We start from the raw sequence: 13,313 nt of genomic DNA, 5'->3' as shown, positions 1-13,313 counted from the left end.
CCGTACGCAGCGGCATTGCGGCCTGCGCAGAACGATGCGATCAGCCGCACCATACCCGCGCGTTGCGGAACATGCGCATCCACGGCGAGTCACCCTGCCACTCGGCCGGCGCCCAGCTCATGTTGAGCGCGCGCGGCGTGCGTTCCGGGTGCGGCATCATGATGGTGACGCGGCCGTCGCTGCTGGTCAGGCCGGTGATGCCGTCCGGCGAACCGTTCGGGTTCAGCGGGTACTGGCTGGCCACGTTGCCGTTGCCATCGATGTAGCGCAGCGAAACGCGAGCGGCTGCCTGGTCGACGGCATTGTCGAACACGGCCTGGCCTTCACCATGCGCCACCGCCACCTGCAGGCGCGAACCAGCCATGCCACGCAGCAGGATCGACGGCGACTCCACCACTTCCAGCAGCGCGGTACGGGCTTCGAACTGCTCACTGGCGTTGCGGCGGAACTGCGGCCAGTGCTCGGCCCCCGGAATGATGCCCTTGAGCTGGCTCATCATCTGGCAACCGTTGCACACGCCCAGCGCGAAGCTGTCCTCGCGCGCGAAGAACGCGGCAAAGGCATCACGCAGCGCACTGCGCTCCAGGATCGAGGTGGCCCAGCCGCGGCCGGCACCCAGCACGTCGCCGTAGCTGAAGCCACCGCAGGCGACCAGGCCGGTGAAGTCCTGCAATGCCACGCGGCCTTCGATCAGGTCGCTCATATGCACGTCGAAGGCGCGGAAGCCGGCACGTTCGAAGGCGTTGGCCATTTCGATCTGGCCGTTGACGCCCTGCTCGCGCAGTACCGCCACGCGCGGACGCGCGCCGGTGCTGATGAACGGGGCGGCCACATCTTCATTGAGGTCGAAGCTGAGCTTGGGCTTCAGGCCCGGCGCAGTGAAGGCACGGGCGATCTCGCGCTCGGCATCGGCATTGGCCGGGTTGTCGCGGCGCTTCTGCATCGCGTGGGTGACCGACCACCAGGCGTCGAACAGCGCTTCCCAGCGCCATTCGGCCAGGTTCTCGCCGGCCAGCGACACGCGCACCACCGGTGCGGTGGTCGGCTTGGCGATGCGCTGTGCACACTCGATCAGTGCATGGCGCTCGACCAGGTCGGCAAAGGCGGCGCGGTCTTCGCGGGCGATCTGCACCACCGCGCCCAGCTCTTCATTGAACAGGCTGCGGAACGGATCGTCGCCCCAGGCATCGAGGGTGATGTCCAGGCCCAGCCGCGAGGTGAAGGCCATTTCGCACAGCGCGGCGAAGGCGCCGCCGTCGCTGCGGTCGTGGTAAGCCAGCAGCAGGCCGGCCTGGCGCGCATCGCGGATCAGCTCGAAGAAGCCACGCAGGCGCTGCGGGTCATCCAGGTCCGGTGCGGCTCCGGCGAAGGCCGGCAGGTCGCCGTGGTCGGCATGCACCTGCGCCAGGATCGAACCGCCCAGGCGCTGCTTGCCGGCGCCGAGGCCGATCAACCACAGCTCGCTGTCCACATCACGATCGAGCAGCGGGGTCAGCTGCTGGCGCACGTCGGCCACCGGCGCGAACGCCGAGATCACCAGCGACACCGGCGACACGCTCTTGTGCGCTTCGCCCTGGTCGTGCCACTGCGCCTGCATCGACAGCGAGTCCTTGCCGACCGGGATGCTGATGTCCAGCTGCGGGCACAGTTCCATGCCCACCGCCTTCACCGCGTCGTACAGCAGCGCGTCTTCGCCGGGGTGGCCGGCCGCGGCCATCCAGTTCGCCGACAGCTTGATCTCATCCAGCGCATCGACCGGGGCCGCGCACAGGTTGGTCAGCGCTTCGCCCACCGCCATGCGTGCCGAAGCAGCCGCATCAAGCAGGGCCAGCGGGGTGCGCTCGCCGATCGACATCGCTTCGCCGGCCACGCCGTCGAAGTCGGCCAGGGTGATCGCCACGTCGGCCACCGGCAGCTGCCACGGGCCGACCATCTGTTCGCGCGCGGTCAGGCCACCGACGCTGCGGTCACCGATGGTGACCAGGAAGTTCTTCGAAGCGACCGTCGGGTGCGCGAGCACGCGCAGGCCGGCTTCCTGCAGGTCCAGGCCGCCGGTCTTCAGCGCCGGCCAGCGCGGTGCCGGCGGGTGCGCGGTGTCGCGGTGCATCTTCGGCGGCTTGCCGAACAGCACGTCCATCGGCAGGTCGATCGGCGCATCGGCCGGGGTGTGGCCCGGCACGGCGCCGTAGGCGACCACCAGGTGCTCTTCAGCGGTGGCCACGCCAACGGCAGCGAACGGGCAGCGCTCGCGCGCGCACAGCGCGGCGAACTCGGCCAGGCGCTCCTGGGCCACGCCGAGCACGTAGCGTTCCTGCGATTCGTTGCACCACAGCTGCATCGGCGACAGCGACGGGTCATCGGTGGGCACCTTGCCCAGGTCGATGACACCACCGACGTTCGAGTCGTGCAGCAGTTCGGGGATGGCATTGGACAGGCCACCTGCACCGACGTCATGGAAGAACTTGATCGGGTTGTTGGCACCCATTGCCACGCAGCGGTCGATGACCTCCTGGCAGCGACGCTCCATTTCCGGGTTGTCGCGCTGCACGCTGGCGAAGTCCAGGTCCTCGGCGCTTTCACCGGAGGCCACCGAACTGGCGGCGCCGCCGCCCAGGCCGATCAGCATCGCCGGGCCACCGAGCACGATGACCGCATCACCGGCCTGCAGCGGGATCTTGTCAACCTGTACGCGATCGATCGCGCCGAGGCCACCGGCCAGCATGATCGGCTTGTCGTAGGCGCGGACCAGATCGGCGCCTTCCGGCAGCTCGAAGCTGCGGAAGTAGCCGAGCAGGTTCGGGCGGCCGAATTCGTTGTTGAACGCAGCGCCGCCCAGCGGGCCGTCGGTCATGATTTCCAGTGCCGGTGCCATCCGCGGGTTCAGCGCGCGCGGCGCTTCCCACGGCTGCGGCAGTTCCGGAATGCGCAGGTGCGAGACCGAGAAACCGGACAGGCCCGCCTTCGGCTTGCCACCACGGCCGGTCGCGCCTTCGTCGCGGATCTCGCCACCGTTGCCGGTCGATGCGCCCGGGAACGGCGCGATCGCGGTCGGGTGGTTGTGCGTTTCCACCTTGATCTGGAACGCGCTGGGCACCTGTGCTTCGCGGCGGTATTCGCCACTGGCCGGGTCCGGGCGGTAACGCGAGGCCGGATGGCCTTCAATCACCGCCGCATTGTCGCTGTACGCGCTGAGCGTGTGCTGCGGGGTCTGCTGGTGGGTGTTCTTGATCATCCGGAACAGCGAGCGGTCCTGCTCCTGACCGTCGATGGTCCAGCTGGCGTTGAAGATCTTGTGCCGGCAGTGCTCGGAATTGGCCTGCGCGAACATCATCAGTTCGACGTCGGACGGCGCGCGGCCCAGCGCGGTGAAGCGTTCGCGCAGGTAGTCGATCTCGTCCTGGGCCATGGCCAGGCCGAGGCGCTGGTTGGCGGCCTCCAGCTGGTCCACCGGCACGCGTTCCAGTTCGCCACGGGCCGGCGCCGAGAACAGCGCCTGGCCCTGCTCCACGGTCTCCAGCACCGACTGCGTCATCGGGTCGTGCAGCGCCTTGACCAGCGCCTGCTGGGCGGCGGCATCGGCCGGCCAGCCCTGCACGTCGATGCGCAGGCCGCGCTCGACCCGGCTCACCGGCTGCCCGGCACCACGGACCAGCTCGGTGGCCTTGCTCGACCACGGCGACAGCGTGCCCAGGCGCGGCACCACGATGCGGCTGACCGCGCCTTCGGCCAGGGCCTCGGCCTGCGGCGCAGCTTCGAGGATGCGGCACAGCGTGGTCAGGTCGGGGGCGGCGCTGCCTTCGGGCTGCACGAAGTAGACGTGCCAGGCACCGCTGATGCGCAGGGAGGGAGCGATGGACTGCAGGCGGGATTCAAGACGTTCGCGGCGGAACGGCGACAGGGCGGGCGCGCCCTCGAGGACCATCATGTCCGGGGAACCGTAGTTGGGAAACGGGCCCGACATTGTACCGGAAGCGGGGGAAGGGCTTTGGCCGGGCGGCGCCCGGCACCCGCCGAAGCTGGGGCAACGGCAACGGCCCAAGCAACAGCCAAAGCAAAGGCGGACATTTCGTGGGCTGGCGGGGCGGTGGGGGCCAGCAGGACACGCCGTAAACCCATCCATGGGGGCTCGATGGCGCCATCCATGGCGCCAACGGTCCTGCTGGCCCCCACCGCCCCGCCTCCGACAGATTTCCGCGATCTGCGGGAACGGCACGGGGTCGGATCCCGTTGCTTCGCAACGGGCTCTGACCCTGGATTTGTCGCGATATCTGATAGATCCATCCACGCATGGCGTGGATGGGAGCGAAGCGACCGGCTTTTGCTTTTGCTTTTGCTTTTGATTTTTTGTTCTGTCTTCCGTGGCTGGCCGCGCAGGAACCTGTCAGGGGTCGGGCGGGTGGGCATCGCGGGGGTGTCCGCGGCATGGATGCCGCGGCCAAGCCCCCATGGACGGGTTTACGGCGTCCCCCGCGATGCCCACCCGCCCGGCCAAACCCATGAAATCGCAGTGCGACCCGCCACGAGGGGCTCCGCCGATGGCCGCCGGCCGCGCGCAGCGCCGCTCTCCGCCCGATTCCCGGAACCATGCGCTTGCTCACGGATTGACCACACGATTGATGACAACGTTGTCCCTACCTGGCGCCGGACTCTCCCCGGCCTCCCAGGTACCTCCGTCCGGCCCCTCCGTCGCCTTCCCGGGCGATGCCCGGACCTGCGTCACGCGCGGCGCCATCGGGGCCCGCGCGCCCTTTGATCGGAGACTTACCCATGTACGACCCGATTGTGCGCAGTGCCGAACGTGCGACCCGAAGCTGTCGTCCCCACCGCCTGGCCTGGCTGCTTGCCCTGGCCGCCGGTGCCGCCGCCCTGCCCGGCCTGGCGCAGGCCGCCAGTTGTGCCGGGGTGGCCCAATGGGACCAGGCCAAGATCTACCGGGCCGGCGATACCCTGCAGAAAGGAGGCGTCCTCTATCGGGCGAACCAGGACATCTGGAACGCGCCGCCGGACCATCCGGCCGGTGCGCCCTACTACACCAACCTCGGCGCCTGCGATGGCAGCGGCGCCAACCAGCCGCCGGTGGTCAGCCTGACCTCGCCGGCCAACGGCGCCACCTTCAGTGCCGGCAGCACGGTCAACGTGACTGCCACCGCCAGTGATCCGGACGGCAGTGTCGCCAAGGTCGAGTTCTTCCGCGATGGCAGCACGCTCGGCGTGGCCACCAGTGCGCCGTATGCGGCCAGCTGGGCCAATGCCAGCGCCGGCAGCCACACCCTGCGCGCGGTGGCCACCGACAACAACAACGCCACCAGCAGCACCGCGACCATCACCATCACCGTCAACGCCGCCGGTGGCGATACCACCGCGCCCAGCGTGCCGGGCGGGCTGGCGGTCGGTACGCGCACCGCCAACAGCATCGCACTCAGCTGGAACCCGGCCACCGACAACACCGGTGGCAGCGGCGTGGCCGGCTACGACGTGTACCGCAACGGCAGCCTGGTCGGTTCACCGTCCAGTGCCAGCTATGTCGACGGCGGGCTGACTGCCTCCACCACCTACCGCTACCGCGTGCGCGCCCGCGACAACGCCGGCAACGCGTCGGCACAGGGCACCGAGATCAGCGCCACCACGCTGGCCGGTGACGGTGGCACCACCGGCAAGCGGGTCATCGGCTACTTCACCCAGTGGGGCATCTACGGCCGCAACTACCGGGTCAAGAACATCGACAGCAGCGGCTCGGCCGCACGCCTGACCCACATCAACTACGCGTTCGGCAACGTGCGCAACAACCGCTGCGAAGTGGGCATCACCCAGCCGTCGGATCCGAACAGCGGTGCCGGTGGCGACGCCTTCGCCGACTACACCAAGGCCTTCAGTGCCGCCGAGAGTGTCAGCGGCAGCGCCGATACCTGGGACCAGCCGCTGCGCGGCAACTGGAACCAGCTCAAGCAGCTCAAGGCCAAGTACCCGGGCATGAAGGTGCTGATCTCGCTGGGTGGCTGGACCTGGTCGCGCGGCTTCTCCAGCGCGGCGCGCCCGGAAAACCGCCAGGCCTTTGTCGCCTCGTGCATCGACGCCTACATCAAGGGCAACCTGCCGGTGACCGACGGTGCCGGTGGCGCCGGTGCCGCGCTGGGCGTGTTCGACGGCATCGACATCGACTGGGAATACCCGGTGGCCTGCGGCATCGAATGCGGCAAGCCGGAAGACAACGCCAACTTCACCGCACTGATGGCCGAGTTCCGCCGCCAGCTCGATGCGGTGCGTCCGGGCCTGTTGCTGACGGTGGCGGTGGGCGCCGGCATCGACAAGATCCGCGTCACCGATCCGGCCGCGTACCACCCGTACCTGGACTACATCAACGTGATGACCTACGACTTCCACGGTGCGTGGGATGCGAAGACCAATCACCAGTCGGCGCTGTTCGATTCGCCGAATGATCCGTCCACCGGCGACCAGAAGCTGTACAACAGCAACGACGCCATCGAGGCCTTCATCAGCCGAGGCGTGCCCGCCGCCAAGCTCAACCTGGGCATCGGCTACTACGGGCGCGGCTGGACCGGTGTGGCCAACGCCAACAACGGCCTGTACCAGACCGCCACCGGCGCCGCGCCGGGTACCTACGAGGCCGGCATCGAAGACTGGAAGGTGCTGAAGAACCTGGCGTGGCCGGGCTACACCGACAACACCGCCGGTGCCACCTGGATCTACAACGGCAGCACGCTGTGGAGCTTCGATACCCCGGCCAACATCACCCGCAAGATGGGCTACGTGAAGACCCAGGGCCTGGGCGGCGCGTTCGTCTGGGAGTTCAGTGGTGACGATGCACAGGGCACGCTGACCAAGGCGGTCAGTGATGGCCTGAAATAAGAAAAAAGCCGGGGGCGCTGCGCGCCCCCGGCTTCCTACCTGTAGAGCCGAGCCCATGCTCGGCTGCGGAAACATCAGCCGAGCATGGGCTCGGCTCTACAGAAACAAGGTCGGCGGCGATCAGCGCTTGGCCGACAGCTTTTCCAGCGCCGCGCGCAGCTGCGCCGGCGGCAGGTAACCGCCCAGCTGGGTACCGTCCGGCGCGAAGATCGCCGGCGTCCCGTTCACGCCCAGCTGCTGGCCCAGTGCGTACTGCATCGCCACCGGGTTGGTGCAGTTCTTGGCCGGCACATTGCCACCGCGCTTGGCATTGGTCAGCGCCTGGCGGCGATCCGCTGCACACCAGACCGAGATCATGTCGGTGTAGTCCTTGCTGCCCAGCCCCATGCGCGGGAACGCCAGGTACTCGACGCTGATGCCGTTGCGGTTGAGCTCGGCGATGTCCTGGTGCAGCTTGCGGCAGTAGCCGCATTCGATGTCGGTGAACACGCTGATGGTGTACTTGGCGTTCGGTGCCGCGAACACGATGCGGTCGCCATGGTTGGCCTTGGCCAGCAGATCGCGGCGGTAGCCGAGCAGGCCTTCGCTGTTGGCCGGGCCCTTGGCGCGGGTGTCGTACGGCTGCGACTGGAACAGGTAGCGGCCGTCATCGGACACGTACAGCAACTGGCCGGACACGACGACCTCGCGGAAGCCGGGGAACGGCGCAGCGCCGATGTAATCCACCTGGAAACCGGGATTGAGCGCGGTCAGCGCGGCACGCACGGCCTGATCGGCCGACGCGTTGGCGGCCGGGCTGGCCTTGGCCGCAGCGGTGGCAGGGGCCTTGGCGGCCGGCGGCGCGGGCTGGGCACAGGCCGTCAGGCTGAGCGCGCCGAACACGGCGGCGATGGCAAATCGGAGCATGGAACGGTCCGCGGCAGAAGAAGACCCCGGATTCTGACACAGCCACCGGTATCGGGCCGCGACGCCACGCCCGACCCGGAGCCGGGGTTCAGGCCCTGGCTCAGCCGCGCGGATGATGGCGGGCGTGCAGCTTCTGCAGATGCTCGCGCGCCACCAGGGTGTAGATCTGGGTAGTGGACAGCGAGCTGTGGCCGAGCAGCATCTGCAGCGCGCGCAGGTCGGCCCCGCGGTTGAGCAGATGGGTGGCGAAGCTGTGACGCAGGCCGTGCGGGCTGATCCGCGCCGGGTCGATGCCGGCCACCTGGGCGTGGCGCTTGACCAGATGCCAGAACGCCTGGCGGGTCAGCGCATGCAGCGTGGGCTCGACGAACAGTGGCGTCTGCCCATCCGCCAATGCCTGCACCTTGCCCTTGCCGACCAGCTGCGGCCGCGACTGCTGCAGGTAGCGCTCCAGCCAGTGCTGGGATTCCTCGCCCAGCGGCACCAGCCGTTCCTTGCTGCCCTTGCCGGTGACCCGCAGCACACCCTGGCGCAGGTTGACCGCAGTCGCCGGCAGCAGCACCAGTTCGCTCACGCGCAGGCCGGCGGCATACATCAGCTCCAGCATGGCCCGATCGCGCAGGCCCAGCGGGCTGTCGACATCCGGTGCTGCCAACAGCGCGTCGATCTGGCTCTCGGCCAGCGCCTTGGGCAACAAACGTGGCAGCTTCGGCGGATCGAGCAGCGCGCTGGGGTCTTCGCTGCGCTCACCACGACGCACGCCGTCGGCGAAGAACGCGCGCAGTGCCGACAGCAGGCGCGCGTTGCTGCGCGGCGACCAGCCATGACGGGTACGCCAGGCCAGGTAGTCGAACAGGCCGGGGCGCTCGATGCCGGCCAGCCCGCCCTCGCGTCCATCCATCCACCGCGCCAGACCTTCCAGGTCGCGCCGGTAGCTGTCGAGCGTAGCGCGCGCGAGGCCGTTCTCGGCCCAGATCGCGTCGAGGAAACGCTGGATGCGCACGCTGTCATCGGCGCGCAGTTCCGGCAGTTGCTGCACCAGCTGGCGGCGTTCGGCGGGGGTGGAAACAGAGGCCATGCGTAGAGGATACGAGGGCCACTGCGGATGCGGCCAGCATTGCGTATGCTCGGCGCATGTCCCGCCCTGCCATTGATACGGCCCCTGCGGCCGCTACAGAGCTGCCCCGCCCGCGCGCATTGCTGCTGTGGCGCGCGCTGGCGATGGTCTACGACGCACTGCCGGTGCTGGCGCTGTGGATGCTGGCCGGCACCCTGTTCACCCTTGCCTACACCTTCAGCGGCCATGCCCAGCGCGAGAACATCGCGCCGTTCAGTGCCTGGCAGTGGCTGCTGTGGGCGGTGTGCTGGGCGATCACGGGGTGGTACGCGACGGCAAGCTGGCGCCGCGGCGGGCAGACGCTGGGCATGCGGCCGTGGCGGCTGAAACTGCACGCCAGCGATGGCGCGCCGCTGCGGCGCAGCCAGCTGTGGCTGCGTTTCGCCGTGGGCACGCTATCCCTGCTGCTGGGTGGACTGGGCTTCTGGTGGGCGTGGGTCGATCGCGAACGCCTGACCTGGCATGACCGCGCCAGCGGCACCCGCCTGGTGCGGATGCCGAAACGGTAAGGCGCTGTCTGTAGAGCCGAGCCCGTGCTCGGCTGCTTTCCGCACTGTACGCGACAGCCGAGCACAGGCTCGGCTCTACAACAATCAGAATCAGCCCGACTTGCGCCGGAACAGCAGTCCGGACACCGCCAGCATCACGATCGGTGGCAGCGCATAGGCAATGCGGTAATCGAACTTCAACGCGCCGGCCATGCGACCGAAGAACAGCTGCAGCAGCCAGAAGCCCAGCGCGAACAGGATGCCCAGGAACAGGCGCTTGCCCATGCCGCCGCTGCGCAGCGAACCGAACGCGAACGGCACCGCCGCCAGGCACAGCGCCAGCACGTTCACCGGGTAGAACCAGCGGCTCCAGTACACATCCTCGAAGTCGCGCGCATCCAGCCCGTTGCGCTGGCGATAGGCGATGCTGGTGCTCAGTTCGGCCACGCTGAGGTTGCGCGGCTTGGCGATGCCGGTGGCCAGCGCCGCCGGATCCAGCGAAGAATTCCACGCTTCGCGCGCCACTTCCTCACGCGTGGCCGAGCGTTCACCAAAGGTGTCCCGGCGCACGCCCGTCAATACCCAGCCATCCTTGTCATGCTCGACGGTGGCAGCATGGGTCAGCGAGGCGATCCGGCCGTCTTCAGCGATGCGATACAGGCGCACGTCGCGCAGGATCAGGCGCGTGCCCTTGTCGCCAACCAGCTGCTCCTCGCCACTCTGCGCATTGAGGAAGGTATCGCCCTCGCGTGCCCACAGGCCCGAATAACGGCTGGTGGCGATATCTCGCCCCCACTTGGCACTGGACTTCAACGCATCGGCACGATCCTGGCCCCAGGGACCCAGCGTCTCGGCGCTGAGCACCATCACCGCGGTCAGCAGCGACAGCGCGATCGCCACCGACACGCTCAGCCGCTTGCGCGACAGGCCCAGCGCGCGCAGTGCGGTCAGCTCGGAGGTGGCAGCCAGCTGGCCCAGGCCCATCAGCGCACCGATCACCGCGGCGGTGGGGAACATGGTGTAGGCGCGGCGCGGCACCGTGTACAGCACCCAGGCGGCGGCATGGCCCAGGGTGTAACCGTTCTTGCCGATGTCCTTGAACTCGCCGGAGAACGCCATCACCACGTCCAGGCCGACCAGTACGGCCCAGGTCAGCAACACGGTGGTGAACACCGACCGGCCCAGGTACAGGTCGAAACGCATCGGGCGCAGCCTCATGCGCGGGCTCCCTTCGGGCGGCCTAGGCGGCCATCACGTGCATACATCCAGATGGCCAGCGCCAGCAGCGGCAGGGTCAACCACCACAGGCCGAGCGCAGCGGGGATCTTGCCGTTGGCGATCCAGCCGCTGCCGATGAACATCAGGTTGGTGCCGACCATGTAGGCCATCAGCGCCAGCATCATGCGGCCGTAGCGCTGCTGGCGCGGCGAGCTGCGGCCCAGCGGCACGGTCAGCAGGGCGAACGCCAGCGCGATCAGCGGCGGGGCCAGGCGGCGGTGCAGCTGCGCCTGCGCCTGCGGACGCTCATCGCCGATCAGCTGCAGGGTCGGCATCAGTTCCGGGTCATCCTCGGTGCGGGTCTGCGCGCCATCGGGCAGGGCCACGTCATTGCGGGCGAAGGTCGCCAGGCGGTAGTCCAGCGCACCGGCCACCGGCCCTTCCACCTGGTGGCCGTCATCCAGCTCCAGGAAGCGCTGGCGGGTACCCTCGAAGAACATGCGACCGCCATTGGCCGACACCACCTCCAGGCGGTCATCCTTCTGGCGCTGCAGAAACACGTTGCCCAGCTGGGTGCCATCGGGCGAGATCGAGGACAGGTAGACCACGCCGCCATTGGGCAGCGGGGTGAAGCGGCCCGGCTCCAGGCCGGCCATCAGCACGCTGCGGTTGGCCTCGATGATCATCTGCTCGGCCACCCGGCCGGCCCAGGGGCCCAGCCACAGCGAGCAGGTGCCGACCAGCACCACCACCGGCACCACCAGCATCAACAGCGGCCGCAGCAGGCGCTTGGGGCCCACGCCAATGGCGGTGATGACCGCCATTTCCGAATCGCGGTACAGGCGGGCGATGGCCAGCAGCAGGCCCAGCATCAGTGCCAGCGGCAGGATCAGCGGCAGGTAGGCGATGAACTGCAGGCCCAGCTGCGAGAACAGCAGCTTGGCCGGCAGCCGCCCGTCGGCGATGTTGCCGAGGATGTCCACCAGCACGCCGCCCACGCTGACCACCAGCAGGACGATCAGGGTAGCCAGGAAACTCTGGACGAAATCGCCCAGCAGGTATCGGTCGAGCTTCAGCATGGGGCGGTGGTTTAAACTCTGGGGTTCGTTCGCGGTGCCGCCCAGTCTACTGTCTGGGCGTAAACGGCCTGCGATTGTACGGACTCGCCAATGGAATCTGCTCAATGGCCCTCGAATTCACCCTGAACCACGTTGCTCCGGCCGCCGCCGCCGTTGATTGCCTGGTGGTCGGCGCCTATGCCGACCATACCCTGACCCCGGCCGCACAGGCCCTGGACGCCGCCAGCGGTGGCCGCCTGGCCGCCCTGGCCCAGCGCGGCGACCTGTCCGGCAAGACCGGCGCCACCACCCTGCTGCATGACCTGCCGGGCGTGACCGCCCCGCGCGTGCTGGTGGTCGGCCTGGGCGAAGTCGCCCGTTTCGGCGTGCCGCAGTACCTGAAGGCCGTCGGCGACGCCGTGCGCGCGCTGAAGGCCGGTGCTGCCCGCAGCGCACTGTTCACCCTGTCCGAAGTGGCCATCAAGGACCGCGACGCGGCCTGGGCGATCCGCCAGGCGGTGATCGCCGCCGATCACGCCGCCTACCGCTACACCGCCACCCTGGGCAAGAAGAAGGCCGACGACGCCGGCCTGGCCCAGCTGGCCATCGCCGGTGACGACGCGCAGGCCCTGGCCCAGGGCCAGGCCATCGCCGCCGGTGTCGAGTTCGCCCGCGAGCTGGGCAACCTGCCGCCGAACTACTGCACCCCGGCCTACCTGGCCGAGGTGGGCGTGAAGTTCGCCGGCGAGCATGACGGTGCCGAAGCCGAGATCCTCGACGAGCACCAGATGGAAGCGCTGGGCATGGGTTCGCTGCTGGCCGTGGCCCGTGGTTCGGCCAACCGCCCGCGCCTGGTGGTGCTGAAGTGGACCGGTGCTGGCGACGCCAAGCCCTATGTACTGGTCGGCAAGGGCATCACCTTCGATACCGGTGGCGTCAACCTGAAGACCCAGGGCGGCATCGAAGAAATGAAGTACGACATGTGCGGTGGCGCCAACGTCATCGGCACCTTCGTCGCTGCGGTCAAGGCCAAGCTGCCGCTGAACCTGGTGGTGGTGGTGCCGGCCGTTGAAAACGCCATCGACGGCAACGCCTACCGTCCGTCCGACGTGATCACCTCGATGTCGGGCAAGACCATCGAAGTGGGCAACACCGACGCCGAAGGCCGCCTGATCCTGTGCGACGCGCTGACTTACGCGCAGCGCTTCGAGCCGGCCGCGCTGGTCGACGTGGCCACCCTGACCGGTGCCTGCATGGTCGCCCTGGGCCACCAGACCGCCGGCCTGATGAGCAAGCACGACGACCTGGCCAACGAGCTGCTGGCCGCCGGCGAGCACGTGTTCGACCGCGCCTGGCGCCTGCCGCTGTGGGACGAGTACCAGCCGATGCTGGATTCGACCTTCGCCGACGTCTACAACATCGGCGGCCGCTGGGCCGGCGCGATCACCGCTGGCTGCTTCCTGTCGCGCTTCACCGAAGGCCAGCGCTGGGCCCACCTGGACATCGCCGGCGTGGCCAGCGATGAAGGCAAGCGTGGCATGGCCACCGGCCGCCCGGTCGGCCTGCTGAGCCAGTGGCTGCTGGACCAGGCCGCCCGCGCCTGATGCCGTACCCGACCCTGGCTGGCGCCCGCCGGCCGGGGCCTCGCCCGGCACCGCC

At 68.8% G+C, this 13,313-nt stretch carries 8 protein-coding genes; 3 read left to right on the top strand and 5 right to left on the bottom strand.

Features of this window, described 5'->3' with window-relative positions; translation table 11 throughout:
* Positions 1 to 40: 40 nt before the first annotated feature.
* Complete coding sequence (gene purL, locus AC5P8D_RS17680; protein WP_100447640.1) at positions 41 to 3,925, bottom strand: phosphoribosylformylglycinamidine synthase; 3,885 nt, start codon at positions 3,923 to 3,925, stop codon at positions 41 to 43.
* Positions 3,926 to 4,767: 842 nt separating this feature from the next.
* Between purL and AC5P8D_RS17675 the strand changes: the two genes are divergently transcribed.
* Positions 4,768 to 6,867, top strand: a complete 2,100-nt coding sequence (locus tag AC5P8D_RS17675) for a glycosyl hydrolase family 18 protein (protein WP_099560165.1) — start codon at positions 4,768 to 4,770, stop codon at positions 6,865 to 6,867.
* 120 nt (positions 6,868 to 6,987) lie between these two features.
* On the opposite strand, the gene AC5P8D_RS17670 is transcribed toward AC5P8D_RS17675, so the two are convergent.
* Positions 6,988 to 7,773 carry a DsbC family protein gene (locus tag AC5P8D_RS17670; RefSeq protein WP_054170982.1) on the bottom strand — a complete coding sequence of 262 codons (786 nt, stop codon included), beginning with the start codon at positions 7,771 to 7,773 and terminating at the stop codon, positions 6,988 to 6,990.
* 100 nt (positions 7,774 to 7,873) lie between these two features.
* Positions 7,874 to 8,851 carry a site-specific tyrosine recombinase XerD gene (xerD, locus tag AC5P8D_RS17665; protein WP_049434094.1) on the bottom strand — a complete coding sequence of 326 codons (978 nt, stop codon included), beginning with the start codon at positions 8,849 to 8,851 and terminating at the stop codon, positions 7,874 to 7,876.
* Between the two features lie 56 nt (positions 8,852 to 8,907).
* On the opposite strand from xerD, the gene AC5P8D_RS17660 reads away from it, so the two are divergent.
* A complete protein-coding gene (locus tag AC5P8D_RS17660) occupies positions 8,908 to 9,399 on the top strand; it encodes an RDD family protein (protein ID WP_010480723.1) in 492 nt (163 codons plus the stop codon).
* 90 nt (positions 9,400 to 9,489) lie between these two features.
* Here AC5P8D_RS17660 and lptG read toward each other — a convergent pair whose 3' ends face one another.
* Both lptG and lptF read right to left on the bottom strand, forming a co-directional pair.
* On the bottom strand, positions 9,490 to 10,596 hold the full coding sequence (gene lptG / locus AC5P8D_RS17655) for an LPS export ABC transporter permease LptG (RefSeq protein WP_010480722.1): 1,107 nt from the start codon (positions 10,594 to 10,596) through the stop codon (positions 9,490 to 9,492).
* Positions 10,593 to 11,675 (bottom strand): LPS export ABC transporter permease LptF, encoded by a 1,083-nt coding sequence (gene lptF / locus AC5P8D_RS17650; protein WP_099560167.1) that lies wholly within the window; start codon positions 11,673 to 11,675, stop codon positions 10,593 to 10,595. The genes lptG and lptF overlap by 4 nt, the downstream gene beginning before the upstream one ends.
* A gap of 104 nt (positions 11,676 to 11,779) precedes the next feature.
* On the opposite strand from lptF, the gene AC5P8D_RS17645 reads away from it, so the two are divergent.
* On the top strand, positions 11,780 to 13,258 hold the full coding sequence (locus tag AC5P8D_RS17645) for a leucyl aminopeptidase (protein WP_010480720.1): 1,479 nt from the start codon (positions 11,780 to 11,782) through the stop codon (positions 13,256 to 13,258).
* Positions 13,259 to 13,313 lie beyond the last annotated feature (55 nt).

It is taken from the genome of Stenotrophomonas sp. YJH_SMC_101-4, assembly GCF_059370395.1.
This window is presented reverse-complemented; position numbering and strand designations above follow the sequence as displayed.